The organism is Arthrobacter sp. GW822-FHT05G07, assembly GCF_058799755.1.
Genome location: NZ_JBXALT010000007.1, coordinates 297639 through 322257, shown reverse-complemented (window position 1 = coordinate 322257; position 24619 = coordinate 297639). Strand labels below are relative to the sequence as shown.

Annotated in this window: 25 protein-coding genes and 1 tRNA gene; 13 read left to right on the top strand and 13 right to left on the bottom strand. The window is 59.9% G+C overall.

What is annotated here, in order from left to right; genetic code table 11:
• The first annotated feature begins 162 nt into the window (after positions 1-162).
• Positions 163-235: transfer RNA gene (locus AC1RJY_RS14330), tRNA-Thr, on the top strand.
• Between the two features lie 109 nt (positions 236-344).
• On the opposite strand, the gene AC1RJY_RS14325 is transcribed toward AC1RJY_RS14330, so the two are convergent.
• A complete protein-coding gene (locus tag AC1RJY_RS14325) occupies positions 345-1241 on the bottom strand; it encodes a LysR family transcriptional regulator (RefSeq protein ID WP_210064541.1) in 897 nt (298 codons plus the stop codon).
• 120 nt (positions 1242-1361) lie between these two features.
• Here AC1RJY_RS14325 and AC1RJY_RS14320 point away from each other — a divergent pair, with 120 nt between their 5' ends.
• Complete coding sequence (locus tag AC1RJY_RS14320) at positions 1362-2063, top strand: type 1 glutamine amidotransferase domain-containing protein (protein WP_043469797.1); 702 nt, start codon at positions 1362-1364, stop codon at positions 2061-2063.
• Between the two features lie 151 nt (positions 2064-2214).
• Positions 2215-4068, top strand: coding sequence for a helix-turn-helix domain-containing protein (locus AC1RJY_RS14315; protein WP_498602591.1), 1854 nt, complete (start codon positions 2215-2217; stop codon positions 4066-4068).
• A gap of 28 nt (positions 4069-4096) precedes the next feature.
• On the opposite strand, the gene AC1RJY_RS14310 is transcribed toward AC1RJY_RS14315, so the two are convergent.
• Positions 4097-4555, bottom strand: coding sequence for a MarR family winged helix-turn-helix transcriptional regulator (locus AC1RJY_RS14310; protein WP_011773623.1), 459 nt, complete (start codon positions 4553-4555; stop codon positions 4097-4099).
• Between the two features lie 148 nt (positions 4556-4703).
• On the opposite strand from AC1RJY_RS14310, the gene AC1RJY_RS14305 reads away from it, so the two are divergent.
• Both AC1RJY_RS14305 and AC1RJY_RS14300 read left to right on the top strand, forming a co-directional pair.
• Positions 4704-5942, top strand: a complete 1239-nt coding sequence (locus AC1RJY_RS14305) for an MFS transporter (RefSeq protein WP_498602574.1) — start codon at positions 4704-4706, stop codon at positions 5940-5942.
• 85 nt (positions 5943-6027) lie between these two features.
• Positions 6028-6921, top strand: a complete 894-nt coding sequence (locus AC1RJY_RS14300; RefSeq protein WP_238324511.1) for an LLM class oxidoreductase — start codon at positions 6028-6030, stop codon at positions 6919-6921.
• Here the strand turns inward: AC1RJY_RS14300 and AC1RJY_RS14295 are convergent.
• Positions 6918-7712 carry an SDR family NAD(P)-dependent oxidoreductase gene (locus tag AC1RJY_RS14295; RefSeq protein WP_011773620.1) on the bottom strand — a complete coding sequence of 265 codons (795 nt, stop codon included), beginning with the start codon at positions 7710-7712 and terminating at the stop codon, positions 6918-6920. The genes AC1RJY_RS14300 and AC1RJY_RS14295 overlap by 4 nt on opposite strands.
• A gap of 142 nt (positions 7713-7854) precedes the next feature.
• Between AC1RJY_RS14295 and budC the strand changes: the two genes are divergently transcribed.
• Complete coding sequence (budC, locus tag AC1RJY_RS14290; protein ID WP_011773619.1) at positions 7855-8640, top strand: meso-2,3-butanediol dehydrogenase; 786 nt, start codon at positions 7855-7857, stop codon at positions 8638-8640.
• 145 nt (positions 8641-8785) lie between these two features.
• On the opposite strand, the gene AC1RJY_RS14285 is transcribed toward budC, so the two are convergent.
• The 6 genes from AC1RJY_RS14285 to AC1RJY_RS14260 form a co-directional block, all read right to left on the bottom strand.
• Positions 8786-9820 carry an ABC transporter permease gene (locus AC1RJY_RS14285; protein WP_210064545.1) on the bottom strand — a complete coding sequence of 345 codons (1035 nt, stop codon included), beginning with the start codon at positions 9818-9820 and terminating at the stop codon, positions 8786-8788.
• A gap of 35 nt (positions 9821-9855) precedes the next feature.
• Complete coding sequence (locus AC1RJY_RS14280) at positions 9856-11385, bottom strand: sugar ABC transporter ATP-binding protein (RefSeq protein WP_011773617.1); 1530 nt, start codon at positions 11383-11385, stop codon at positions 9856-9858.
• 61 nt (positions 11386-11446) lie between these two features.
• Positions 11447-12481 carry a substrate-binding domain-containing protein gene (locus AC1RJY_RS14275; protein ID WP_014920828.1) on the bottom strand — a complete coding sequence of 345 codons (1035 nt, stop codon included), beginning with the start codon at positions 12479-12481 and terminating at the stop codon, positions 11447-11449.
• A 225-nt stretch (positions 12482-12706) separates the two neighbouring features.
• Complete coding sequence (locus AC1RJY_RS14270; RefSeq protein ID WP_011773615.1) at positions 12707-13477, bottom strand: SDR family oxidoreductase; 771 nt, start codon at positions 13475-13477, stop codon at positions 12707-12709.
• A gap of 1 nt (position 13478) precedes the next feature.
• Positions 13479-13883 carry a NifU family protein gene (locus AC1RJY_RS14265; RefSeq protein ID WP_014920827.1) on the bottom strand — a complete coding sequence of 135 codons (405 nt, stop codon included), beginning with the start codon at positions 13881-13883 and terminating at the stop codon, positions 13479-13481.
• Positions 13880-14887 (bottom strand): amidohydrolase family protein, encoded by a 1008-nt coding sequence (locus tag AC1RJY_RS14260; protein WP_011773613.1) that lies wholly within the window; start codon positions 14885-14887, stop codon positions 13880-13882. Before AC1RJY_RS14260 ends, AC1RJY_RS14265 begins: the two co-directional genes overlap by 4 nt.
• A gap of 175 nt (positions 14888-15062) precedes the next feature.
• On the opposite strand from AC1RJY_RS14260, the gene AC1RJY_RS14255 reads away from it, so the two are divergent.
• From AC1RJY_RS14255 to AC1RJY_RS14225, 7 genes are all read left to right on the top strand, one after another.
• Entirely contained in the window at positions 15063-16028 is a 966-nt protein-coding gene (locus AC1RJY_RS14255; protein ID WP_286140256.1) for a LysR family transcriptional regulator, read from the top strand.
• 125 nt (positions 16029-16153) lie between these two features.
• Entirely contained in the window at positions 16154-17041 is an 888-nt protein-coding gene (locus AC1RJY_RS14250; RefSeq protein ID WP_498602573.1) for an NAD-dependent epimerase/dehydratase family protein, read from the top strand.
• Positions 17042-17314: 273 nt separating this feature from the next.
• Positions 17315-18109 carry an SDR family NAD(P)-dependent oxidoreductase gene (locus AC1RJY_RS14245; RefSeq protein WP_011773610.1) on the top strand — a complete coding sequence of 265 codons (795 nt, stop codon included), beginning with the start codon at positions 17315-17317 and terminating at the stop codon, positions 18107-18109.
• A 32-nt stretch (positions 18110-18141) separates the two neighbouring features.
• Complete coding sequence (locus AC1RJY_RS14240; RefSeq protein ID WP_187329919.1) at positions 18142-18591, top strand: cupin domain-containing protein; 450 nt, start codon at positions 18142-18144, stop codon at positions 18589-18591.
• 15 nt (positions 18592-18606) lie between these two features.
• Positions 18607-18945: a Dabb family protein gene (locus AC1RJY_RS14235; protein ID WP_011773608.1), complete on the top strand. Its 339-nt coding sequence runs from the start codon at positions 18607-18609 to the stop codon at positions 18943-18945.
• Positions 18946-18986: 41 nt separating this feature from the next.
• Positions 18987-19952, top strand: a complete 966-nt coding sequence (locus tag AC1RJY_RS14230) for an NAD-dependent epimerase/dehydratase family protein (RefSeq protein WP_014920824.1) — start codon at positions 18987-18989, stop codon at positions 19950-19952.
• Positions 19953-20077: 125 nt separating this feature from the next.
• A complete protein-coding gene (locus AC1RJY_RS14225) occupies positions 20078-21154 on the top strand; it encodes an SDR family oxidoreductase (protein ID WP_498602590.1) in 1077 nt (358 codons plus the stop codon).
• An 87-nt stretch (positions 21155-21241) separates the two neighbouring features.
• Here AC1RJY_RS14225 and AC1RJY_RS14220 read toward each other — a convergent pair whose 3' ends face one another.
• The 4 genes from AC1RJY_RS14220 to AC1RJY_RS14205 all read right to left on the bottom strand — a co-directional run bounded on the left by AC1RJY_RS14220 (position 21242) and on the right by AC1RJY_RS14205 (position 24584).
• On the bottom strand, positions 21242-22294 hold the full coding sequence (locus AC1RJY_RS14220; protein WP_238324509.1) for a 1-phosphofructokinase family hexose kinase: 1053 nt from the start codon (positions 22292-22294) through the stop codon (positions 21242-21244).
• A gap of 12 nt (positions 22295-22306) precedes the next feature.
• On the bottom strand, positions 22307-23248 hold the full coding sequence (locus AC1RJY_RS14215) for a transketolase family protein (RefSeq protein ID WP_011773604.1): 942 nt from the start codon (positions 23246-23248) through the stop codon (positions 22307-22309).
• Complete coding sequence (locus AC1RJY_RS14210; protein WP_498602572.1) at positions 23245-24132, bottom strand: transketolase; 888 nt, start codon at positions 24130-24132, stop codon at positions 23245-23247. Before AC1RJY_RS14210 ends, AC1RJY_RS14215 begins: the two co-directional genes overlap by 4 nt.
• Before the next feature lie 152 nt (positions 24133-24284).
• Positions 24285-24584, bottom strand: a complete 300-nt coding sequence (locus AC1RJY_RS14205; RefSeq protein ID WP_498602571.1) for a hypothetical protein — start codon at positions 24582-24584, stop codon at positions 24285-24287.
• Between the last annotated feature and the right edge of the window lie 35 nt (positions 24585-24619).

Genomic DNA, 24619 nt, shown 5'->3' with positions numbered 1-24619 from the left:
CCCAGCTTCCGGCTGCCGGGAAACCACCGTCTGAACCCGGCCCGACGGGCGGGTGAACATCCCCGCAACGGCCTCCCGCCCCCCTCGTTTTGACCCGAGCGCGCTGCCTCTATTACAGTTATGTCTTGCGTGATCGCCCGGGAAACCGGTGATGGACGCGGTGCTTCCTTAGCTCAGTCGGTAGAGCGTTTCACTCGTAATGAAAAGGTCATCAGTTCGATTCTGATAGGAAGCTCGGTAAAGAACCCCCGGAAATCTTGGATTTCCGGGGGTTCTTGTTTTCCCTGACCTGGCCGTGGACCATCAGGGAACTCTCCAGCGCACAGATGGTCGCATGACGGCCTTCAGAAGCGTGCCCGCCTCTGGATGGCGGAAGCGAGGGACCGCAGCTGACGGTTGCGGTCGAGGTCGCCGGTGCGGGTTGCCAAATACACGGTGTTCAGGGGTGCGAACTCGGGAGTATGCAGAGTGGTGAGGGCGCCGGTGGAGAGATCGTCTTCAACAAGGTAACTGGGCAATACAGACATCCCCGCGCCAGCCAGGATGGCTGCTCGCACGCCTCGAAGATCGGGCACGATGCAGCTTGTTCGGAGGTCATCGGGGCGACGATCGAACACGGTCCGCCAGTAGCGCCGAACGATGGGCAGGTTCTCCGCGTAAGCCACAACCGGGATAGCGGACAACTCCACATCGGCGGGGTCAACGCCCGTGATGCTCGCTTTCCAGAGCGGAGCAGCCACCAGGACAAATTCCTCATCGAAGAGTGGAATCCCCGTGACCCCTTGGACTCGTGGGCGGACAGCACTCACCACGATATCGAGGTCGCCGGACCGCAATTCATCGAGCAAGCCGTCCACCAAACCGAACCTGATTCGCAGCTTGGCCCCTATGGCCTCTGTGAGCTCCGGGGTGTGGGGCAGGAGCAAGGTGGTTATGAACTCCGCAGGACCACCCAAGTGGATTGACCCGTTGGCACCGGACGAAGAGGACATGAAGGCGAGGTCGTCCAAAGCGTCAATGTGCGGGCCAACGTCCCGGGCCAAACCCTCGGCCTTGGGGGTCGGCGCGACGCCCGTAGGACTTCGCTCAAAGAGGCGCAGTCCCAGGTTCTGTTCGAGGGAATGAACATGGGTGGAGGCTGTGGGCTGCGAAATGCCGAGCAACCTTGCTGCCTCGGTCAGGGACCCCACGCGGTAGACGGTGAGGAAGGTCCGCAAATGCTCAAGGTTGTGAGTGGCCATCGGTGCAATCCTCGCATGGGGCGGTCCAAGGTTTCCCGATGGGGGGCCACAGCTTTTCCTATGCAGGCCAAGTGCGCCGGCGGGGCACCATCGAATAACTATTTCACGAAAGGAAATCCCATGGCCCGCATCCTCATGGTCGTATCAGCAGCAGACTCCCTTGAACTCGCCGACGGCACCCAACACCCCACGGGCGTCTGGGCCGAGGAACTCGTGGTGGCCCACCGCGCCCTCAAAGCCACCGGCGCAGAAATTACTATCGCCAGCCCCGGCGGAAAGAAGCCCACCGTGGACCCTGGCTCGTTGAACCCGGAAATCGTGGGCGACGAGGAAAAGGTCCAGGACTTCAAGCAGTACCTTGAGGACATCGCAGGCGAACTTGAGACGCCAGAGCCCTTGGCCTCCGTCAATGTGGCCCAATTCGACGCTGTCGTCCTGCCGGGTGGGCACGGCCCTATGGTGGATCTGGCCACGGACGCGAACCTGGGTGCCTTGCTTATCGCGGCTGACCAAGACGGAACAATCATCGCTCCCTTCTGCCACGGACCCGCTGGCCTGCTCAGCGCCACCACCGCGGACGGGAACTTCGCCTTTGCCGGCCGCCAGCTGACGGTGTTCACGGATGAAGAAGAGCTCACGGGCGGGACCGGCGAGAACACCCCGTGGCTGGTTGCCACCACCCTCGCGGAGCGCGGTGCCATCGTGAAAGCGGCCCCGGCCTGGAGCAGCTACGTTGTCCGCGACCGTAACCTCATCAGCGGCCAGAACCCGCAATCCAGCGAGGCCGTCGCCGCAGCCGTGGTCGCGGCGCTCGCCGAGTAGACCTTCGACAGGAGAAGCAAAACGACGGCGACGCAACCGGTCAGGGGCGTCGCCGTCGTCACGCATCGGAGAATGCCGCGCCGTAGATGCCAGAGCAGAGAGCAGCAGTTCAGGCCTATCCCCACAACCAAACAATCGGAATACTGAGACTGTGAAAGAGCGGTCAGATCGAACGGTCGAGCGTCTCCAGAATTGGCTAAAGGCGTTGGCAGCTGTAGGCGCGGCCGTAAACCGAGGCGTCTCCCTCGACGAGTTGCTGAACATGGTGGCCAGAACATCCAGTGAACTGATGGGCTACGACTTTTGCTCGGTTACAGTCCCAGACCAATCCAACTCCGTGCTGCTGATCAAGGGTTCACATGGACTAACCGACGAATATATCCAGGACGTCAACGCCCTCCACCCGATCCGCTTGCGGGGTATGTCGTTGCCTTCACCATCCACTCAAGCCTTCACATTGGGCATCCCCGTAAGCGTCGAAGACACGGCGACGAACCCGTCGTTTGTTCCTTGGGCCGCGGCGGCACGTCACCAGGGTTTCACTTCCATGATTGCCGTACCTTTGAACGCCCCGGGCGGAACCCTCGGGACTCTGAACTGCTTCACTCGCCTTCCACACGCGTTCGAGAATGACGAAGTTTCGTTACTGACTGTTTTAGCCGATCAAGCTGCTGTCGCAATGAACACGGCTCAGCTCAGGGCGGATCAAGCACGCACAATTGCCGAGCAGAAGTCCCTCAATGAGTCGCTGGAGAAGCAATATGAGCTGCAACGCAAAGTGGCTGAGGTTCACAATCGCCTCACGTCGCTGACGCTAGAGGGAGGTGGCATTGCCGAAGTGGGCAATGCACTTGCCGAGCTGCTCGAACGGCCTGTGGTCATTCAGAGTGATCAGGGCAATGCGGTTTGCGGTTCTGAGTATGGAGCCAACGACTTCTTGGACGGAGTGGCTGGAGAAGCTGAGCAAGTCCAAGGCGAATCACCAAACAGCGACGCCATCAGCGGGCCGTCGGATATCCGGTTGCCGCTCCACAATGGGTCCACGGTTTCTGCCGTTCGAGCGCCAGTTGTCATCAAAGAAGAGGTTGTGGCCTGGATCTGGACAACTGGCCCATTGACCAAAATGGCGCCATTACACCGGCGCGCGATCGAGCACGCCGCAACCGTCATGGCATTGGAATTCCTTTACACTCGCAGTGGGGCCGCATCGGTGTGGTACCGAACAGGGGAACTTCTCTCACACATAATCAGGGGCCCGCGCCCTTCCACGTCCGTTCTCCTCGCGGAGACCCAGCGACTGGGGTATGACCTGTTGCAACCTCATGCCTTGATTGCTGCCCCACACGATCAGGTTCCAGAGGACGAGGTTCTACGACGACTCGCTGGCAAGGTAAACCGTTGGAATCATGACAACGTGCCAAAGCCCCTGGTTGGTTTACATAAGGACTACGTCGTCGCCCTGTGGCCTTTGGGGAGGCGGCCCTTGGAATCCGTTCGCGACATCGCCGAACAGATCCGTCAGAGTCTGACGGAAGCCGAGACCAGCCAGCTTGTCGCGCTGACGGGCCCGGTGACTGATCCGAACGCGTACGAAGAAGCGTTTTCCATAGCCCGCGGCGCAGTCGAACTCGCCAGACTCAAGGGAACGCCGAGCCAGACCCTGCTTCTGACCGATCTCGGGATAGCGGGGCTCTTTCTGCAGACGCAGGACTCGGCGGGCCTCCGTTCGTTCTGCGACCGAATCCTGGGACCGTTGCATCGTTATGACGCAACCAATGGGGCAGCACTCCTGCAGACCCTGACCGTTCTGATGAACAACAACCTCGACGCTCAAATGACTGCCGAACACCTGACCGTAAACACGACCACGATCACTCAACGACGAAATCTCATAGAGCAACTGGTGGGATTGGACTTGTCGAACGTGACCGCGTTGACACAGGTTTCTGCGGCGCTCCAGCTTGAGGAAATCATTGCGGTAATCCCCTCCCCCGGACACGGGTAGGCTTCCGGCACCCAACTGTGGTTTTGCCTTACCGGATTTGGACAGCCGTGGACAGCTGAGGCAGTGCCCGCACGAGCGAAGCGAGTTCTGCGGTTTCCTCGGCCGTTGCCAACGCCTGTTCAAGCGCGATGTCGTGAGCGGGGCGGGCTGAAATGAGCAGCTCGCTCCCCTCGCTTGTGAGCTCGGTGTAGATACCGCGTCTGTCGTCTGAGCACAGAATCCGCTGAAGTAGCCCTCGGCCCTCCAGCCGATTCACGAGGCGCGTCGTTGCGCTGGGCGAGAGCGCAGTTGCCCGCGCCAATTGCTGCATTCTCATATGCCAGCCATCCTGCCTGGCAAGTGCGTCGAGAACCGTATATTCGACCACGGACAAGCCTGCCTCTGCCTGGAGTGCCTGCTCGAGTTCACCCTCAATGAGGCCGTGCAAAGCGGCCAGCGTTCGCCAACCTCGGGCCCGTACTTCCAGGGCGTCATCTTCGATGCTCACGGGACAACCTTTCGTTCGCGCCGTCCATGCGACGGCAAAAGTAGTTGCTTGCGCACTGTATCTTCTTGTGCAAGGATATTAGCAAGCGTCTGCAACTAACAGCTTACGCGCACTATCCTCTTCCGTATAGTATTTTTAGGAGATTCTTATGCCCATTGGGCTAATAGCCTTGGCCTTGGGAGGCTTTGGTATCGGGCTTACAGAGTTCGTCATCATGGGACTTCTACCCGAGGTCGCATCAGATTTCGCCGTGAGCGAGGCGACCGCGGGCTGGTTGATATCTGGATACGCCCTGGCCGTGGTGGTTGGGGCATTGCTGCTAACCCTGGCAATGTCACGCATGGACCGGAAGGCGGCCCTTGCCTTACTCCTCGGAGTCTTCGTCATAGGAAACGTCCTGTCGGCACTGGCCCCGGACTACTGGACCATGATGGCTGGACGGATCATTGCAGCCCTCGCGCACGGAGCCTTCTTTGGTATCGGATCGGTGGTAGCGGCGGGCATGGTGGACCGCGCCAAGAAGGCCGCTGCCATTGCCATCATGTTCACCGGCCTGACCGCTGCCAACGTCCTGGGAGTGCCATTCGGCACCATGCTGGGACAAGCAGCGGGCTGGCGCTCCACTTTCTGGGCCATCAGCGTCATCGGCATTCTTGCCCTGATTGGAATCCTGACCCTGGTGCCGCGCACCACAAACATCGATTCCACTCCATCCTCAGGTCTTCGCGGCGAACTCAGCGCGTTCAAGTCGGGCCAGGTTTGGCTGTCCATCGCCGTCACCATCCTGGGATACGGCGGAATGTTCGGAGCCTTTACTTACATTGCCTTCACGCTGACCGAGATCTCGCACTTCCCAGCCGCAACCGTACCTTGGCTGCTGATCCTCTTCGGCGTTGGACTCTTCGTGGGTAACGCCCTTGGAGGAAAGGCCGCTGACCGCAACGTCGACCGGACCTTGCTGGTTGTCCTGTCCGTGCTGCTGGTAGTTCTGGTGGCGTTCGCTTTGACCGCGGACAACCAGCCCCTCGCAATCATGTCATTGGTACTCATGGGCGGCTTCGGCTTTGCCACCGTCCCCGGGCTGCAGATGCGCGTCATGACGTACGCAAAGAGCGCCCCCACCTTAGCGTCCGGGGCCAACATCGGCGCATTCAACGTGGGCAACGCCCTGGGAGCCTGGCTAGGCGGCGTCACCATTACGGCAGGCCTGGGCTACACATCCCCCATTTGGGCAGGTGCTGCCATCACACTTCTTGGCCTCATCGTCATGGTGTTCGCTGCAACGGCCGCCCGTCGCGCCGCTCAGCGAATGACGCAGTCCGGCGATGAGCAGTCCATGGTGCAGCCAACATCCGAGAAGCAGCCCCTCGCAGGATCTCCGCTCTAGCCCCGAACGAAAGACGGTCATGACCTTGGCAACAGCCCCGTTAACCTCTCCATCACCTGCCTTGGCGACCCTCAGTCGGAGCGGCTTGAGTATCGGCGTCGAGTTTCCCTTGGACAACGACTTTGCCCGGCAAGGCCGGGCAAAGTCCTCCACTCAGTTCGGCATTCCGGACCTGACCCACCATCGACGCCGGGCCGAACTGGCGGATCAGTTGGGCTTCAGGGCCCTCTGGCTTCGCGACGTCCCCCTTTGGGTTCCGGCTTTTGGTGACGCCGGCCAGGTGTTTGATCCGTTCCCCTATCTCGGGTATCTGGCCGGGGTAACAGATTCGATTCTGTTGGGAACGGCCGCAGTGGTCCTGCCGCTGCGGCATCCACTGCACGTGGCCAAGATGGCTGCCTCCATCGATCAGTTGTCTGGAGGCCGCCTTATACTCGGGGTTGCTTCGGGCGACCGGCCCATCGAATATCCAGCGTTCGACGCCGATTTCGAGTCCCGCGGGGAGCGGTTCCGTTCGTCAGTGGACACCATCCGGACGGCATGGCGGGACAGTTCGGATCCCGAAGATACCGTGAAGGTTCTGCCGCCGCCGGCCCAGAACCCAATCCCGCTGGTGGCAGTGGGACGCGCCCAACAAACCACTGACTGGATCGCCTCCACCATGGATGGCTACATGACCTACCACCGGCCCGGGGGGCTCATGAAACCAGTTGTGAACCGATGGAACCATGCAGTCCCGGACGGGCAGGGCAAGCCCTTGTTGACAACCATGCTCGTCGACCTGGCCGAGGATCCCGGGGCGCCGCCCGAGCCGATCCGCTTCGGCGCCCGCTTAGGGCGCAATTCCCTTGTCCGCTACCTCGGAGAGCTGGAAGAATCCGGCGTTGGCCATGTGGCATTGAACTTCCGGCCCAGCACGCGCCCCATTGAAGACGCCCTGGAAGAAGTGGCGAAACATGTCCTTCCAGCCTTCTCCTAAGGGAAGATCGAGTCGACATATCCGCCGTCGACCCTCAAGGCGCCTCCCGTGGTGGCAGAGGCCTGGGGCGAACTGAGGTAGACCACCATGTTGGCAATCTCCAGCGGGTCGATAAGCCGCCTGATCAGGGAGGCAGAACGCTCCGTAGACATGAATTTGCCCTCCGCCTCCTCCCACGGCATATCCGGGCCGAACTTCTCCCGGATGAAGCGGACTGCACCATCGGTCCTGGTTGGCCCGGCAATGACAGAATTGACCGTGACGCCAGAGCCTGCGGCAACCTTGGCGTAGCCCCTGGCCGCAGCTACCAAGGCGGTCTTGGAAACGCCATAGTGCAGCATGTCGTGGGGGACGGCAATGGCCGCATCACTGGCAAGGTAAAGAACCCTTCCCCAATTTTGCTGAAGCATGGCTGGCAGGAGGGCCCGCGTCAGTCGAACAGCGGAGAGCAGGTTGACGTCGAGGTACTCCTGCCAGTCCTCGTCCGTAATGTCCAAGGCATCCTTCGACTCGTAGATACCGAGATTGTTGACCAGGATGTCAACCTGCCCTGCTTCGCTGACGAGTTCCGCAACCCCCCGCTTGGTGCCGAGGTCCGCCGCCACGGTCCTGGGCTTGCGCACATCAGCGAGTGCGGAAATGTCGGCAGCCGCACTGTCCAGTGAATCCTGGCTGCGACCACTGAGCACCACTGTCGCTCCCGACTTTGTCAGCTCCTTGGCAATGGCCAAGCCTATGCCTTGGGAAGAGCCAGTAACCAATGCTGTCTTACCGCTGAGATCAATCTTCATGGTGAACGAAATCCCTTCGAAACGACTGACGAGTAAAGTACTCTATTTTCTATGCTACGGACAAACTGTCTGCATTGCGATAATTATGCCCGGCCGTTTCTTGACTTTACGGCGCTTGGCTCGATGAAAGATGGAGTAGGACATGGATCAGAATCGATTCTTGGGAAAAACAGTCATGGTGACCGGGGCGGGGTCCGGGTTGGGCGCCGCCGTCTTCAAGAGGTTCCTCCTCGAAGGAGCAAACGTCATCGGAGTGGACCTTAGCGAAGATTCGATGGCACGGTTCCGTGACCGGAACTCCGTGTTGTCCGGCCAGATAACGCTCAAGGTCGCCGACGTGGGTGATCCCGATGCCATCGAGGCAATCATCAATGAAAGCGTGGAAGAACTAGGGGCGCTGGATGTCTTGGTTAACAACGCTGGAATCGCTCCGACCGGCCCCGCAGCAACTACATCGAACGAGCTGTGGCGGTCCGTCATGAAGGTCAACGTTGACGGTTTGTTCTACGCAACACGGGCGGCGCTTCCCCACCTGATCCAGTCCCAAGGCAACATCGTCAATACGGCAAGCGTCTCGGGCATCGGCGCGGATTACAACTACGCCGCCTACGACGCCTCGAAGGGTGCCGTCATCAACTTCACGCGCAGCGTTGCGGTGGACTACGCCCAACGGGGTGTGCGCTGCAATGCTGTGGCCCCAGGACCGGTCCTCACGCCCCTGCTGCAGAAGAACCTCGACTCCACCGCGGGGTTGAAGGAGGCTTTCGGACGCTCCATCCCCTTGGGCCGCATAGCGGCACCCGAGGAAATAGCACCGGCCTTCACCTTCCTGGCCTCGTCCGATGCCTCGTATATCAACGGACACATCCTTGCGGCAGATGGTGGTGTGACGGCCTGGAACGGCCAGCCCAATCCCAACGACCTTTAGAAGCGTTGCCGGCCCCCGGAATCGCCTGGTTTCTCCGGGACGGTTTCCGGGCGGCCCCGGAAGCAGGCCTCCCAGCCCGTTGGGTGAGCGAACGAAAGCTCCCTGCACAATTCGCGCAGGGAGCTTCGCCGGTTAAGTGGGTGCATCAGGTCCGTTTGAGAGGGAGATTGCCGCGGTCGCTGATCACCGCCAGCACAATGACCACTCCAATCACCACAGGCTGGAGATTCGGGGACACGTTCAGGAGCGTGAGCCCGTTATTGAGTACTCCGATGATGAGCAGCCCTATGAACGTACTGAACATCGAACCAACACCGCCCGACAGGCTGGCCCCGCCGATGACTACCGCCGCGATCACGCTCAGGAGATCTGAAGCACTGCCCGCGGTTGGCTGCGCTGAATCCAGCCGGGCTCCCACCGCCAGTCCCGCCAAGGCGGCCAGGAAGCCGGCAATGACATAGACGCGCGCTTGGGCAAGCCTCACGCTGATGCCCGAAAGGCGGGCAACCTCTTCATTGCCACCAATGGCATACAGCTGCCTTCCGGAGGGCCTATACCGCAACCAAAGCGCTGCGAGGACAAAGACCAGCAGCATCAGATACACCTGCAGTGGTATTCCGAGCATGCGAGTCCGCGACAGGCCGAGGAACCAATCAGGGAAGCCGATAACAGGGTTTCCGTTGGTGATGTACAAAGCAAGCCCAGCCCCGGCGAACATGGTTGCCAGCGTGGCGATAAATGGCTGGACGTGCCCGAACGTCACCAAGAGTCCGTTCACCAGGCCAATGAAAGCCCCCAAAATGAGCCCGCAAACCATGGCGAGCCAAAACGGCAAGCCAATTTCCTTGTAAAGGAACGCGGTGGCCATGAACGACAATGCCATGGTGGAGCCCACGGAAAGGTCAATACCACCGAGGATGATGACCAAGGCAGCGCCTACTGCCATCATCCCGATGTACGAAACCTGGCTAAGGACGTTGATGAGGTTGTTAGGCGTCAGGAAGTAGGGCGAGAGCAGTGACATTGCAATGCAGATGACCACAAGCCCTACCACTGGCCCCGGAATATTCTTGGCGAGCTGTTTGATTCTCGTTTGCACTGACTCCTGGCCAATACCTGAGGCGGGATTCGCCCGGGCTCCTGGCTCGACTTTGGGGCCGACGGTGTTTGTAGAGGGCACAGTCTTATCTTTCTTTTGTGAAGGTTGTGGGTGCGCTAGGGCACTGAGAGTTCCATGACCCGGTCCGGGAGGGCTTCCTCGCGGTTGAGGATTCCGCGCTGCTGCCCTCCCGCCATGACGAGTACACGGTGCGAGAGGCCGAGAACCTCTTCGAGTTCGGAAGAGACAACAATGATGGCCACCCCGGAAGCGGCCAGCTTGCGGACAATTTCATAGATGGCGGCCTTTGCACCAACATCCACTCCACGCGTGGGCTCGTCGAGGATGAGGACCTTTGGTTTCCGGACCAGCCACTTCGCCAACAGGACTTTCTGCTGGTTTCCTCCAGAGAGAAAAAGGACAGGAATGTCCAGGTTCCCTCGGATATCCAACTCCTGGGCCTGCTCTCGCTCGACGCGCTTCACTGTCCTGTTGGACACGAATCCGCTGGGGGTCAGCGTTTTTTCCCACGGCAGGACCATGTTCTCTCCTCCGCTCCTGCCCAAGTTCAGTCCTTGGCCTTTGCGGTCCTCAGGAACCATGAAAATGCCTTGTCGAATGGCACTGGCAACGTTGCTGATCTTCACGGGCTTGCCGTCCACCGCGATGGTGCCCGCGTCGGCACGATCGGCACCGGCAAGGGTCCTGACAACTTCGGTGCGGCCTGCTCCTACAAGGCCGGACAGCCCAAGGATCTCCCCCTTGCGCACAGAGAAAGAGATATCGCTGAAGACTCCCTGACGAGCCAGGTTCTTGACCTCCAACACGACATCCGGCTCAGCCGGCTTCGGAGCTTCGTGCGCGTAAACGAACTCGCGGCCCACCATGGCGCGGATCATCTGGTCCTTGCTGACTTCGCCCGTCTCCCATGCCATAGCTCTGTGCCCATCACGGAGGCAAAGAATTTCGTCAGCGATAGCCGAAATTTCATCCAGGCGATGGCTGATGTAAATGACGCCCGCACCCCGGTCACGAAGTACCCGGATTTGATCGAGGACCTTCTCCGTTTCCTCCTGTCCCAAAGAAGCTGATGGTTCGTCGAAGATCACGTAGGACGGATCCCGCAGGATGGCTTTTGCGATCTCTATTTCCTGCTGCGCCGCCATGGAGAGTCCGGCAACTGCCCGACGCGGGTTGATCTTGGCTCCCAAAACGGCCAAGGCTGCCTCGGCTTGCTCAGCCATGGAAGTCGTGTCCACGCGGCCCCGTTTTTTCGGCCACCGCCCCAGAAACATGTTTTCGGCAACGCTTAGCCGCGGGACCATCTTGATTTCCTGGTGAATAATGGCCACCCCGCTGTTTAGCGCAGAAGCCGGGCCTGTAGGGGCGTAGGGAAGCCCATTCAGGAACATCTCTCCGGCATCTGGAGACTTGATGCCTGCCAGTATGGAGCTCAGGGTGGATTTACCTGCGCCATTTTCCCCGATGAATCCAAGAACCGTGCCTGCTCTCAGGGTGATGTCCACTCCATGCAGCACAGTGTTGCCGCCGTACTGTTTGGTGAGGCCAATGCCCTTGAGGGCGTTGGGCTCCTCGGTCAGCGATCCTCCGTTGAGAGGGGCCGGTCCCGTGCTCAGGATTGACATGATTTCCTTCTTAGTTTGGTGGAGTCCGGCCTGCCCGAGCTCCGGGCAGGCCGGACTTCTGCTATTTCGCGGGGCCGTAGTATCCGGCGGAACGGGCCTCTTCGAGGTTTTCCTTAGTGACCAGGACGGTGGGCTGCAACTGTTCCTTCTGAATGGACCCGGCCTCGCCGCTCATGGCTTTGATGGCAGTGCGGACGGCAAGCTCGCCCATTTGATACGGTTCCTGCGACATCGTGGCCAAAACCTGTCCGGACTCGATGGCGTCGTAAACCTGTGGGAAACCGTCCACGCTGACGATCTTGAGGTTGGAGCGGCCGGCTTGGGCTGCGGCCTTGGCAGCACCGAGGGCCATTCCATCGTTTTGCGCGAAGATTGCCTGCAGCTCCGGGTTGGCAGTCAGCACGTCCTGCGCCACGTTATAGGCCTTGTTCTCGTCCCAGTCAGCGTTGGTAGTGGAGACCACCTTGATGTCCGGGTTCTTCTCCAAAATGCTTCCGCATCCCTTGGAACGCTCAATTTCCGTAGAAGACCCGAGAACACCCTTAATGATGGCGAGGTTACCCTTGCCGCCCATCTGCTTGGCCAGGTAGTCACACAACTCGGTGGACGCCTTAACGCTGTCGCTGCCAATGAACGTGGTCACATCGCCTTGAGGGCGCTGGTCGATGGCAATGACGGGGATATTGGCGCCCTTCGCCTCCGCCACTCCCGCTGCGCCGGCTGTTGCATCCTGCATGGCAAAGATGACTGCCCCGACTTGCTGTGTCACCAGGTTCTGCACCTGGTTGACCTGCTGCGACGAATTGCCATTCGCATTGAGGACCACGAGCTCGTAGCCCTCGTCAGCAGCGGCCTTCTTCATGCCGTCAACAGCTGCGACATAAAAGAGGGAATGAAATTCAGGCATCGAAACACCGATTGTCTTCTTGCCCGTCCCGCCTGCATTGGCGGCGTTGTCCGCGCTGCAACCAGTCAGAGCCAAAGCGGCTGTGGCAAGCATTGCCAAGGCGACGCCCAGGGGGCGGCGGGAACGCGGCTTCCTCTGCTGTCCAAGGTGGACTGGTTCTGTTTGGGTTGCGCGGCTTGATTCGTTCATCACGATGGGCCTTACCTCTCTGTAAGAAAATCTCGAACGGTGATGAGGGTTGGGGAGTGTGGCTCTTCGCAGTGTGGGTTGGTAGCGGGGTTTACCGCGGTGCCGGCCACTATGCCGGGAACCTGCGAAGTTATTTCCAGTCTGTGAGGACCGTCACGATAAGTCCAAGTCAAAGATTCTTCAGACCTGATAACCCTGGGTTATCGACCCCGAGGCTAGAGGGGCTCACCAAGCGGTGAACCCTCCATCCACCACGAGGTCCGCGCCCGTGCAAAAGCTGGCGGCAGGAGACAGGAGAAACAGTGCTGGCCCTGCCATTTCGAACGGATCCGCGGGGCGCCCCAGCGGTGTGTTGCGGGTGACGGCCTCATCCAGAATGCTCGCCACTTCGGCGCGATCGTTCATAGGCGTTCGCGTAAAACCGGGAGAGATGGAGTTGACGCGTATGCCGTACTGCGCCCATTCGGTAGCCAGCGATTTCGACAGGTGCGCAACAGCGGCTTTGGAACTGTTGTAGTGCGACTGCAGCATCTCTCGATGGGAAACAATTCCGGAGATGGAAGCCAAATTGACGATTGCACCCCCTCCGTTCTCCCGCATAGCCCGCGCTTGCGCCTGGCAGCTAAGGAAGACCCCGGTGACATTCACTCGAAAGACGCGCTCGAACTGCTCAGCAGTCATATCCTCCGCTGGAACCGCATGGGCTATTCCCGCGGAATTCACTGCTGTAGTCAGGGGCCCCAATGAGCCCTCTGCCCGTCGGACGGCAGCCTCCATCTGCTCAGCGCTGGTCACGTCGGCCGCAATAAACTCAGCACTTCTTCCCTCTGCTTCGATTGCTTTTAGAGTTGCCGAAGCATCACTGGAAGGCAGGTCAACCAATGCCACATGACTGCCCATTTCGGCTAACGCTATGGCTATGGCACTACCTATGCCGGACGCCCCACCGGTCACCATCGCCACGCCGTCGTCGAGCCTGAACGAGAGTTTGCTCATCTCAACGTCCTCCTGCGTCGGCGATTGCCAACGGTTGGCAGGCAGAGGGCTGCTTGGGTAGCAGCGGAAGCGACGGTCTGGAGGTGGACTGGGCAGGCCTGTAGTGCGCAGGGCCTCCCAGCGTGGCTGCGATGCGGTCCAAGGCCCGCCGTGATGCATGGACCTGCGAAGACCTGACATCTTTGACGCCGTCCACCTGCATCAGGCGGGACCGGACGAGGCCGGCGAACGTCACCGAAATAGCAGGGCATGAGTGGCAGGCATTGTGGAAGTCAACGGTGACCACACCGTCGTCAACAGCTGCGATTGTCAGGTCGCCGGAGTGGCCCTTAAGCAGGGGCCGAATATAGGACAGTGCCTCTTGAAGGTCCTCTTCCAAAGGGCCCGCGTTCTGGGTGGTCGTCACAGCAACCCCAGTTCCTTCTTCTTGACCTCAAGATCGATCCCAAGTCCCCGGGCGAAGTTCAGGCCAAAGACCTGCTCTTTGATCTCAGGGGTCAGCTCCGGGTAGCCATATTTGTCCTGGAGTTCCTCAGGCATCTCAAGGTTGGCCCACGTGTCGATGTACGTCTGCATGTGAGGCCACAAGAACCCCTCTGATCCGTAGCAGAGCTTGTCCGCTCCGACGAACAGCAGAGTCTGGCCGAGGCGGTGCAGCATGGGATAGGGCTGGAGGTAGTACTGGTTATGCCACAGCGGAAGCATCAGGTAGATGTTGGGGAAGCGGGACGCGATGCTAACCAGTTCATCAACATAAGGATCGCCGAGGTGGTGGATGCCGAAGTTCAATTCCGGGAAATCATAGGCTGCCATTTGGATGTCGTTGGGACGGAACGCTTCCACTGGCTGCATGCCCAAGGGGTATCCCTTGTGAAACTGAACCATCTTGATTCCGAGCTCAATGGCTTTTTCCCACAGCGGGTAGGCGATCTCCTTGTCGTCTGCCCGCCAATGGTGGTTCTCGTCGTGGTATTGGTAGAACTTGAAGCTGACCGCTCCCCATTCCTTGACCTGCCGCTCCATCTCTTCCAACGCGAAGTCCAGGCCCTGCCACACCGGATCAACCCCGCCGGTGAAGTAGAACCGGGAAGGGTTCGAAGCAGCCAGCTGATAGTTCAATTCTGCCGGGCCCAAAGAGTTCTGCCACTGCCCAAAAAGCGGCACGGTGCACACCATTGCAATATCGGTGTCGGACTCTTCAAAAAGCGTCTTGTTGGCCCAGTCAACGTCCACTGGATCATAGAAGTCCGGCTTGTCGGCGGGGCCCTTGGTTGCCATGAGCCTGTTGAACTGTCCCTGGTTGGTGCGGTGGGCCCGGACCTGCCGGCCGTCCCCGCCGGGCCGTACCTGCCGATCGGTGAAGTCCTGCGTGTGAACCACGCAGTCGAAGACGAACATACCGTTTTTCATCGTTTTTCCTCCAAGGATTGATGCAGAGCTGCAGCAATGGCGGCACTCGGCACTCGGGCGGTTGAACTGCGGACGCCAAGCCGCTTTGCATGATCTGACGCCTCCAGCTTGTGGCGTGGCGCACAGGAAAGTCCAAGAGCTATTTCCAGCCGCTCACATAACCTATGCTTATAGCGTGACTTTGAGGCAGATGGAGTATCTACTGGTAGTGGCCGAGGAGGGATCCTTCACGCGCGCCGCTGAAATCCTTCGCGTTTCCCAGCCGGGACTCAGTCAACAGATCCGTGCGCTTGAGCGTGCAGCAGGTGGGGAGCTCATAGAGCGAACTACGGGAACTGTGCGCCTGACCCCCGCCGGGCGGGCTTATGCCGAGCATGCCCGGATCGCGTTGAAGGCAGCCGAAGATGCGCGGAAGGCCGCCCGCGAGGTCCTCAGCGGAGAAGCGGGGGAACTGGTGATCGCCACCGTACTTTCCATCGCCGCCGGAATCCTTCCCCCGTCCCTGCTCCGTTGGCACACGGACAATCCCAAAATCCCGGTCACACTGTTGGAATACGCCCACAGGAGAACGCTGGAAGAGTCCGTGGCATCCGGTGCCGGCGATCTCGCCGTAGGGCCCACTCCCAAGCAGTGGGGTGGACCCGTCATCGATCTCGGACATGAAATTTTCGTGCTGTACCTGGCTCCGGATGACCCTATCCTGAAGAAAGTCCAGCCCTACGAAGGCGAGGTGCCCAAGGGTGCGCCGCAGTCGCGGGGAGTCCTTCCAGTGAGCGCACTCCATGCGCATTCGTGGATCACTTTCGAGGGCAACCATGGACTGGGCGAGTTCATCCGTGAATACATGCAATCCGCCAATGTGACTCCGGACTTCGTGTTCCACACCGGTCAAATAGACAGCGCTGTGAAACTGGCCGGTGCAGGGGCCGGGGTTGCCCTGCTCCCGGCAAATGCCCTGCCAATGGACGGTCCTGGTGTCGCTGTGGAACCTTTTCCGGCGTTGACCCGCGATCTGGCTGTGTACAGCCGCACCAAGCTCTCACCCACGGCCAAAAGATACGTGGAACTTCTACAGAAACTTCCCGCCGTTCTTGAGCCTCCCGAAAGCCATCGCCGCAGGCAAAGCCACGATCAGCCATAACAAAAGCTCATGGCGGCCTAAACGGAGTTCTATTAGAGGCCCGGCATTTACCATGAAACGATGTTGGCGGGCGTACAGTGCGGGATCCGAAGCGTCTGGTAGACGTTCAGCCGAAAGGAACAAGAATGTCTGTACTCGTCACCGGCTCAACCGGATACGTCGGACTGGCCATTGCGTTGCGGCTCAAAGCGGCGGGCCACGAAACATTCGGGCTAACCGACACCGTGACAGGGACGAAAGTCTTGGAGTCCAGGGGCATAACTCCGATTCTGGCCACGCTTGAAGACGGAGAAACTATCCGGAACGTAACCCAGCTGGTTGATGCGGTGGTGGACGTCTCCGGTCACTTGCCAGCTGCCAAACTATTCCTTGCCACGTTGGAGGGGACCGGCAAACGATACATCCGAAACAGCACCGCCAGGGTGTACGTGGACGCCTCGCTCGGTTCACTGAGCAGGATTGTCCACAAAGAGGGAAAGGCCGTATCTCCCATTCGCGGACTGGCTGAAATTCTCGAAACGGATTCCCAGGTCCAGCAGGCTTCCGAAAGAGGCATTCACACCACCGTCTTACGTCCTTCCATTCCCTACGGAGAGGCCAGCGGGCCGGTGATCGGTGGGCTGATCAAGCGCGCCATCACCGCAGGGCGAAGCCTCTACGTTGGTCTTGGCGCCAACAGGCAATCACACGTGTACCTCGCGGATCTCGCGGAGTCATTTGCCTTGGCGATAGAGAAGGCGCCCTCAGGGAGTTTGTACAACATTGCTGCCGGCGAATCTTCCCTCGCTGACATTGCCCAGGACATCGCCACAATTCTGGGGTACCCGGACGCACAGTCATGCACCATGGACGCTGCCTACGAGGCGTACGGCGTGAAATTCGTCGACGGCGTCCTGGCCGGCAACTGCCGTGTTGATGCAACCAAGGCCAGAATCGAGCTTGGATGGCAGCCCAAAGGTCCCGGCCTGCAGGACGAACTCCGCGAGGGATCATACGCCCTGATGTGGTCCTGAAATCCAGGCCAGCCGCCCAAAAGCGGCGAACCAAAGCCATAAGCAGCGCTTTGGTCCGGCATTGCATTCTGGTCTTGGACGCCCCGCCCGCCTTCGTGGAACCATTGAGACAAGCCCCATTCGAGGGCTTCAGGATTCTCCAACTCCCACTAACGCAAGAACTCACAGCCGATCCCTGACCCTCGAACCCGAGATCCGCCGCCACTTGGCAGCTAGGCTCGGTGTCCTCTGCGAACATCTGATTTGCACGAACAGAGGAAGGCAATTGGACCCATGAACAGAACATTCAGTGGCAAAACTGTCCTCATTACAGGTGCGAGCCAAGGAATCGGGCTCGCGGCCGCCGAACATTTCCTCAAGGAAGGAGCGAACGTTGTTGGAGTCAGCCGCGAACCTGCGGACATGGCAAGCACAACCAGCACGAATGCCGACCATTTCCTCCATATCTCCGCGGACCTATCCCTTCCCGGCACCCCTGGGACCGCAGTGCGGCAGGCCTTGCAACGCTTTGGCGGGATCGACGTCCTGGTCAACAACGCCGGGGCTGTAGCCGTCCGGAAGGGCTTCCTGGATGCCACCGATGAAATGTGGGAATCCACTATGGAGCTCAACTTCATGGGCTACGTGAGGATGAGCCGGGAGGTTCTTCCCCACATGCTTGAAGCCGGTTCCGGATCCATCATCCACGTTGGATCGGAAGCAGGACGAACCCCGTTGGTGGACGCTCCGGATTACAGCGTTTCAAAGGCAGCAATTTTGTCCTTGTCCAAGCTCCTGTCGCGGGAATTCGGGCCAAAAGGAATCCGGTCCAACGTTGTAGCTCCGGCGCATATCTACACACCAATGTGGGATCGGCCCGGAGGTTTCCTTGACTCCCAAGCCCGCAAATTCGATGTGCCACGGGAAGAAGCAATCCAGGCCTTCGTGGAAGATTCAGGACTCCCGGTAGGGAGACTGGGGACAGCCGACGACGTCGCACCGGTGATCCTCTTCCTCGCCTCACCGGCCGCAGGCTTTATCACCGGGGCCGAATACACCGTCAACGGAGGCGTCACGACGTTCGTGTGATCCTCCCTCGCCCCATATCGAGAGGACACTTCGTGACAACCCAGGAAAACCAAGCCACCCTTCCGCAGGGAAGCCGGCGGGCAGGGATCGTCGTAGCCCGGAATTTCAATGGCTGGTCCGCCGAAACCCTCAAGGACTTTCATGACAACGCCTACAACTACACGGTGGGACAGCGCATAGTCTCCGAAACGAAGGACGTGAGGGTGTGGGAGATCAGGCTGGATCCCGGTCACCGGCTCCCCGCCCACCGCCACGTCCTGGACTACTTTTGGACCGCTGTCAGCGCCGGACACAGCAGGCAGCACGAAGACGATGGAACCACCAGGGAAGTGGACTACGCAGTGGGTGATACCCGTCATTTTCAGTTCGGACCCGGCGAATACCTACTTCACGATCTGGAGAACATCGGCCAGTCCCAGCTGGTCTTCGTCACCGTTGAACACAAATCCAATACCGAACAACTGAAACAACAACAGAGATAGGGCGCAGGAAACACGATGTTCTACCAACTCGTCAGCTTCACCTTTCCCGAGGACATCACGAGTGAAGCACGGACCTCCTTTGAGGACGCTCTGCGAAGCCTTCCAGGAAAGATCCCGGAACTGGAAGACGTACGGGTCATCCGCGCATTCGACGATGTCAACGTCACCGGTTACGTGTCTGTCTTCGCTTCGGAAGAGGACTACCAACGGTACCTCGAACACCCCGATCACGCCCCGATCGGAGTCCTGGCCGAAAGCGTCTGCTCACGCATTCGACGCCTCCTCCTGGACGACGACCGTCCCAGCATCCTGGCCTCGGGCCAGCAGGATGAGCAGCTAAGCCAACTGGCCTGAAAAGTCCCACCAGAGAAACTACGCAAACACTAAGGAACCCCATGCATATCTTCGTCACTGGAGCCACTGGATACATCGGACAGGCCGTTTCCCAACGGCTGCTCCAAGCGGGCCACACGGTCAGCGGCCTCGTCCGGAGCGAAAGCGGCGCAAAGGCGCTGCGTGCCCGCGGGATCGCTCCTGTACTCGGAGGGCTCGACGATACTGCGGTCCTCCGGGAAGCAGCTTTGGCTGCAGATGCAGTTGTCGATACGGCAACGGCCGATCATGCTGAATCCACCCAGGTGTTCCTCTCGGCGTTGGAGGGAACCAACAAGAAATTCATCCGCACCAGCGGAACGGGTATCTACACGGACCTGGCACAGGGCGAGCTGAACCCGACAATCTACACCGAAGAGGTCCAGCATTCCCCTGCTGAGATTGTTGCCACGCGGTATGCCACGGACCTTGCCGTGATCGGCGCCGCCAGCAGAGGCATTCACACCGTAGTCCTGCGTCCCTCCATGATCTTTGGCGATGGCGCCAGCGAACAGTTGCCATTGCTCATCCGCCAGGCCATCACATCCGGACGCAGCCTCTACGTAGGCCGGGGTGACAACCGTTGGTCCAATGTGTACATCGCTGACCTGGCTGAAGCCTACTTCCTGGCCTTGGACAAGGCTCCGGCCGGCAGCGCCTACAACCTGGCGGCCGGTGAAGCCCGCATGGGAGACATAGCCGAAACCATCGCCCGGCTGGTTGGGCTCCAGGCCGCCGAATCGTGCACGCCCGAGGTCGCGTACCAGGCATTGGGCCAGCGCTGGGTGGACGTGGCAATTTCCAGCAACAGCCGCGTTGACTCGGCGAAGGCTCGCACGGAGCTGGGTTGGAATCCCGTAGGACCTGACCTCCTGGACGATCTCGGATCCGGCTCATACAAGCGGATCTGGGCTTACAAGGGAGACCCGCACGATCACGTCCAGGCCGTGGCGATCGACGATGCGCTGGAAGGCGTCGACTCGCACTAAGGGCGGGGCCGCCGTCGAACGCTACAGCAACAACGCGCGCACGACGCGTCCATAACGGTTTGGGCCGGGCCTATGGCCCGGCCCAAACCATTTCAGATGAAAACAGCAGTGTGGAATGGAATGTGATGGAAGAAGTTCGGAACGTGAGCCAAGGCCAGGTCATGGTGGTTGGAGCGCACGGAGTCATAGGGCGGGCCGCGGCTTTGCACCTCGCGGACGCAGGGTGGGATGTGGTGACAGTTGCCAGGCGTGGACCCTTGGCGGAATTGAAAGAACGGAGCAACGTCCGGCACGTAAGCGTAGACCTCCTCGATCCGGAGTCAGTGAAGGAGCGTTTCGCATCCCTGACGGCAGTCACGCACGTGGTCTACGCCGCCTACCTGGACATGCCGATGCGGACAGCCGTGGCACCGAACACCGCCATGCTGGTGAACACACTGGATGCCCTACAGTCCCTGGGTGCCATCCTCACGAGAGTGGTCATGGTGGGAGGCGGAAAGTCCTATGGCGAACACCTCGGCCACTACAAGACACCCGCGAAGGAATCGGATCCGCGCTTCCTCGGACCCATTTTCTACAACAACCAGGAAGACGCCCTGAAACAGCGCGCTATCGACCGGCATTTCTCCTGGACAGTCCTGCGCCCCGATGGAGTGTTCGGCTTCAGCGCGGGATCTCCCATGAACATCGTTAACGGATTGGCCGTTTTCGCCGCAGTCAGCAAGGAACAGGGCGTGCCGTTACGATTCCCTGGCCTCCCGGGAACGTGGAACGCCCTGCATCAAGCCACAGACTCGGCGCTGCTGGCACGCGCCATTTCGTGGGCGCTGACCGCTGACAGCGCACATGCAGAGATCTTTAATGTCACCAACGGCGATAATTTCCGTTGGAGCCAGCTTTGGGCGGACCTGGCGGGCTTCTTCGATATGCCGACGGCGGAGCCCCAGCCGCTGCCGCTGGTTGAGCACATGGGCGATAAGGATGACCTCTGGCAAACCATGGTCAGCTCGCACGGACTCCTTCCAAGCTCTTGGGAGACCATTGCCTCGTGGCAATTTGTCGAGGGCTGGCTGGCGTCCGACTTTGACATGGTTCAAAGCACCATCAAGATCCGGCAGGCCGGCTTCCACGACTGCATAGACACCCACCAGAGCCTCCTGAACCACTTGGGCTTCCTGCGCAGCAACCGCTACATCCCCTAGCCGCTATTCATTGGCAAAAGGGAAGCCAGGGCCCGTGGTTGCGAGGCTCGGGCCCTGGCGGTTTGTGGCCGGCAAGTCACAGCGGGCTTACCGGGAGAGCAGGTAGTCGGGGTCAGGTGCGGAAACGGAGATGCCCTCTGGAAAGAAAACGACTCTTGGGAGGATGGTGGTGGGTTCCTGGACGGCGAGCGCACCCCAGGCAACCGCTCGGGCAAGTGCCTCACGAACCACCTCACGTGTGTAGGGGGCAGCTGAGGCGTGAGGCAGCGCGCTGAGATATCCAGCCAAGGCAGCGTCACCCGCCCCGGTGGTGTTGAGGACTTTGGCGGAGGGTCCCCGTGCCCAGAGAACCTCGTGCTCGTTCACCTCAACGAGTCCGTCACTGCCCAAGCTGGCCAAGACTGTCCGAACTCCCCTTTTCCGGAGCAGGTTTGCGGCGTAGACAACATCCCGCATGGTCCTCAACTGGGTACCGGTGATATCAGCGAGTTCCTCTTTGTTTGGTTTCACGAGGTCCACCGGATTTGCTGGGGATGCCCAGGCCTTGAGAGCGTCGCCTGAGGTGTCCAGGCAGGTTGAGGCACCAGCCCGTCGTGCCGCCCTGAACAGATTCCCGGGATCGACTTCGCGGCCGGTGGAGATGTCCGCCGGGAGCGATCCTCCGAGGACGAGCCAATCCGCCTTGACCCGTTCGACTTCATGAAGCGTTGCCGCGCAGAGTTGCTGCCACTTTGCGGTGGACAGCGGTGCCGCACTCTCATTGAAGTTCGTGGTGGCACCGTCTGTGTCCACAATAATGGCGTTCACCCGTGTGGGTGCAGTGACCTCCACGGTTTTGAAGACCTTCTTGCGAACGCTTTCGCTCCCCTCGGCCAGTTCGAGGTCCTCGGCGTTGATGGGTACCACGGCAGTGGCAACATTCCCGGCGAGGCTGAGGGCGCGAGCAACATTGATGCCCTTGCCTGCGAGGTACGTTTCCACCCTGGTGGCTCTGTTGACGTGGCCCTCGACCATTCGGTCAAGGAAATAAACCCTGTCTATCGCCGGGGCGGGAGTGAGGGTGACGATACGCGACGCAGATGCCGGCGTGGCCTGATTCACTGTGCCACGGGGGCTCAGGGTCTGGAGTGGCTTGGACATGGTGGCCTTCATTCACTTCCGCGTGTTCAGGCTGGCCTTGATCTGCTGGGCCACCTTGGCCGGAGACAACCCGTACTTATCCAAAAGGAAATCGTTGGGTGCAGACTCGGACCACCTATCCGCGAGTCCGATCCGGGACACGTGCGCGGGTTCTTGTGAGCCGGCAGTAAGCTCGCAAACGAGTCCGCCAAGTCCACCCAGCACGCTGTGCTCTTCCACCGTGACAATCAGCTGTGCTCCGCGGAGTTCATGCAGCAACTCTTGCTCATCCAGGGGCTTCAACATCGGGACGTGGACGTGCTTCGCCCGAATGCCTTCCAGCTCAAGAGAATCCAAGGCTTCCGCGACCCTTGAGGTTTGCACCCCCGTAGAAACAACAGTGAGATCGGAGCCGTCCCGCAGGACCACAGGCTTCTGCGGGGTAAAGACGTAGTCTTCTTCAAAGACGGCCTGAACGGCGTCCCGCGCGAAGCGAATGTAAACGGGTCCGTCGTGCTCCGCTACCCACTTGATCGCTGCGCGAGCTTCCACTGCGTCTGCGGGAGCGATGACGGTCATGTTGGGCATGGCTCGCATAATGGCAAAGTCTTCGATGTCTTGGTGTGTTTTGCCGCTGGAACCGTTCAACAAGCCGGAGTAGGCCGCAGCAATACGGACCGGGGCCTTGGTTTGTGAAACCAGCATTCTCACTTGGTCAAGGGCCCGGTGGGTGAAAAAGACGCCGAACGAGGACAACCAAGGTCGGTATCCCAGGGTGCTCAGGCCGAAAGCCATGCCAACAATGTTCTGCTCGGCAATACCTACTTGAATGAACCTGTCGGGGTGGGACTCAGCCAGGATATCTGCCCTGGTTGACGTCGCAAGATCGCCATCCAACACGAGGATGCGCTCATCCAGATCCGAGAGTTCAGATAATGTCTCACCCCAAACCTGACGCTGCGCTTTGGTGCTCACTTGGCTGCCTCCATGCTCTGACCGAGTTCTTCGCGGGCGATCCGCAGTTGTTCTTCAGTGGCTATACCGTTGTGCCACTTGTAGGTTCCTTGGGTAAATGAGACGCCGAACCCTTTGGTGGTGTTCGAAATTATCGCTGTCGGTTTGCCAGAGACTCCGCGGAATGACTGCGCAAAAGTGAGGGCGTCGGAAATCTCTTTCAGGTCGTGCCCATTGATGCTGATCGTGTTCCATCCAAAGCCGGTGAACACGGCCTCCAGGTCCACGTGCCCCACGGGTTCGCTGCGGTCGAACCGGTCCCCCGGACCAGCTGGCCAGCCATATTGCTGGAGTCCGTTGACGTCCACGATCGCGGTGAGATTGTCCAGCCCGAACCTTGGCGCGGAGAGGACCGTCTCCCACACCATGCCTTCTTCGATCTCGCCGTCGCCCAGCATGACCCAGGTATGGAAGTCCTTTCCCAGCTTTTTAGCTCCGAGAGCCATACCCGCACCGCTGGAGAGACCTTGGCCCAATGATCCGGTGGACGCATCCACTCCGGGGGTCAAGAGCATGTCCGGGTGGCCTTGAAGCCTGGAGTTTCCGTGATCAAAGCTGGCCAGCTCGTCCACCGGAAAGTACCCGCGCAGGGCAAGCACGGTGTAGAGGCCGATGGCGCAGTGGCCTTTCGACAGGATGAATCGGTCCCGGTCCGGGTCTTGGGGGTTGTGTGGATCTATTCGCAGATGCCTGAAGTAGAGGGAGACAAGCACGTCCATGGCGGACAAGGGTCCACCGATGTGGCCGGCTCGGCTGGATGCAACGGTGTCAATGACCCGCCACCGGGCTTCCTGGATGATGCCGCTCAATTCAAGGTCCGTGAGGACCTCAGTTTTCGTGTTCATGGATAAACCTCTCTCAACGAAGTATGAATTCAATTTACCGTCAAGTGGACATCTTGTCTATGGCATGAGAATTCAGAATGGAGGTGCGCGATGAGGCCGATTGATAGGGGGGGCAGGCTGCCGGTGACAAAAGGCGCGACGACACACGCCTATCAGGCATCCGAAGTCAGGGGCTTGGTCGTCAACCCTTCAAGGGGGACGCCTGACAGGCTGGCAAGCATGCCGGGAGGGGATGCGAGCACGAGCACAGCCCTGCTGGTGGATGCCAGGCCTAACCGGAACTTGCCTCGTTGGGTGCCTTGTTCCACCCCGCCAATTTCGTCCAGCGAAGAAAGCAACCTGTACAGCGAACCCATAGGCTCCCCTGTCGCCTCGGGCGGCTGCCCGACAGTGCTCACGCGAAGCGGCGAGTGCTCGGCGAGTGCTCTAAGAACAGCAGCCGACTTGGTCAACGGACCTTTCCTCCGACGGAAGCCTCCGCATTCTC

Coding starts and splice junctions, on each gene's coding strand:
- budC (WP_011773619.1), top strand. CDS start 7,855: ATGGATCAGAATCGATTCTTGGGAAAAACAGTCATGGTGACCGGGGCG.
- AC1RJY_RS14260 (WP_011773613.1), bottom strand. CDS start 14,887: ATGAAAAACGGTATGTTCGTCTTCGACTGCGTGGTTCACACGCAGGAC.
- AC1RJY_RS14235 (WP_011773608.1), top strand. CDS start 18,607: ATGTTCTACCAACTCGTCAGCTTCACCTTTCCCGAGGACATCACGAGT.
- AC1RJY_RS14320 (WP_043469797.1), top strand. CDS start 1,362: ATGGCCCGCATCCTCATGGTCGTATCAGCAGCAGACTCCCTTGAACTC.
- AC1RJY_RS14275 (WP_014920828.1), bottom strand. CDS start 12,481: ATGAACGAATCAAGCCGCGCAACCCAAACAGAACCAGTCCACCTTGGA.
- AC1RJY_RS14220 (WP_238324509.1), bottom strand. CDS start 22,294: ATGTCCAAGCCACTCCAGACCCTGAGCCCCCGTGGCACAGTGAATCAG.
- AC1RJY_RS14230 (WP_014920824.1), top strand. CDS start 18,987: ATGCATATCTTCGTCACTGGAGCCACTGGATACATCGGACAGGCCGTT.
- AC1RJY_RS14250 (WP_498602573.1), top strand. CDS start 16,154: ATGTCTGTACTCGTCACCGGCTCAACCGGATACGTCGGACTGGCCATT.
- AC1RJY_RS14325 (WP_210064541.1), bottom strand. CDS start 1,241: ATGGCCACTCACAACCTTGAGCATTTGCGGACCTTCCTCACCGTCTAC.
- AC1RJY_RS14295 (WP_011773620.1), bottom strand. CDS start 7,712: ATGAAGATTGATCTCAGCGGTAAGACAGCATTGGTTACTGGCTCTTCC.
- AC1RJY_RS14305 (WP_498602574.1), top strand. CDS start 4,704: ATGCCCATTGGGCTAATAGCCTTGGCCTTGGGAGGCTTTGGTATCGGG.
- AC1RJY_RS14210 (WP_498602572.1), bottom strand. CDS start 24,132: ATGAACACGAAAACTGAGGTCCTCACGGACCTTGAATTGAGCGGCATC.
- AC1RJY_RS14270 (WP_011773615.1), bottom strand. CDS start 13,477: ATGAGCAAACTCTCGTTCAGGCTCGACGACGGCGTGGCGATGGTGACC.
- AC1RJY_RS14225 (WP_498602590.1), top strand. CDS start 20,078: ATGGAAGAAGTTCGGAACGTGAGCCAAGGCCAGGTCATGGTGGTTGGA.
- AC1RJY_RS14280 (WP_011773617.1), bottom strand. CDS start 11,385: ATGTCAATCCTGAGCACGGGACCGGCCCCTCTCAACGGAGGATCGCTG.
- AC1RJY_RS14245 (WP_011773610.1), top strand. CDS start 17,315: ATGAACAGAACATTCAGTGGCAAAACTGTCCTCATTACAGGTGCGAGC.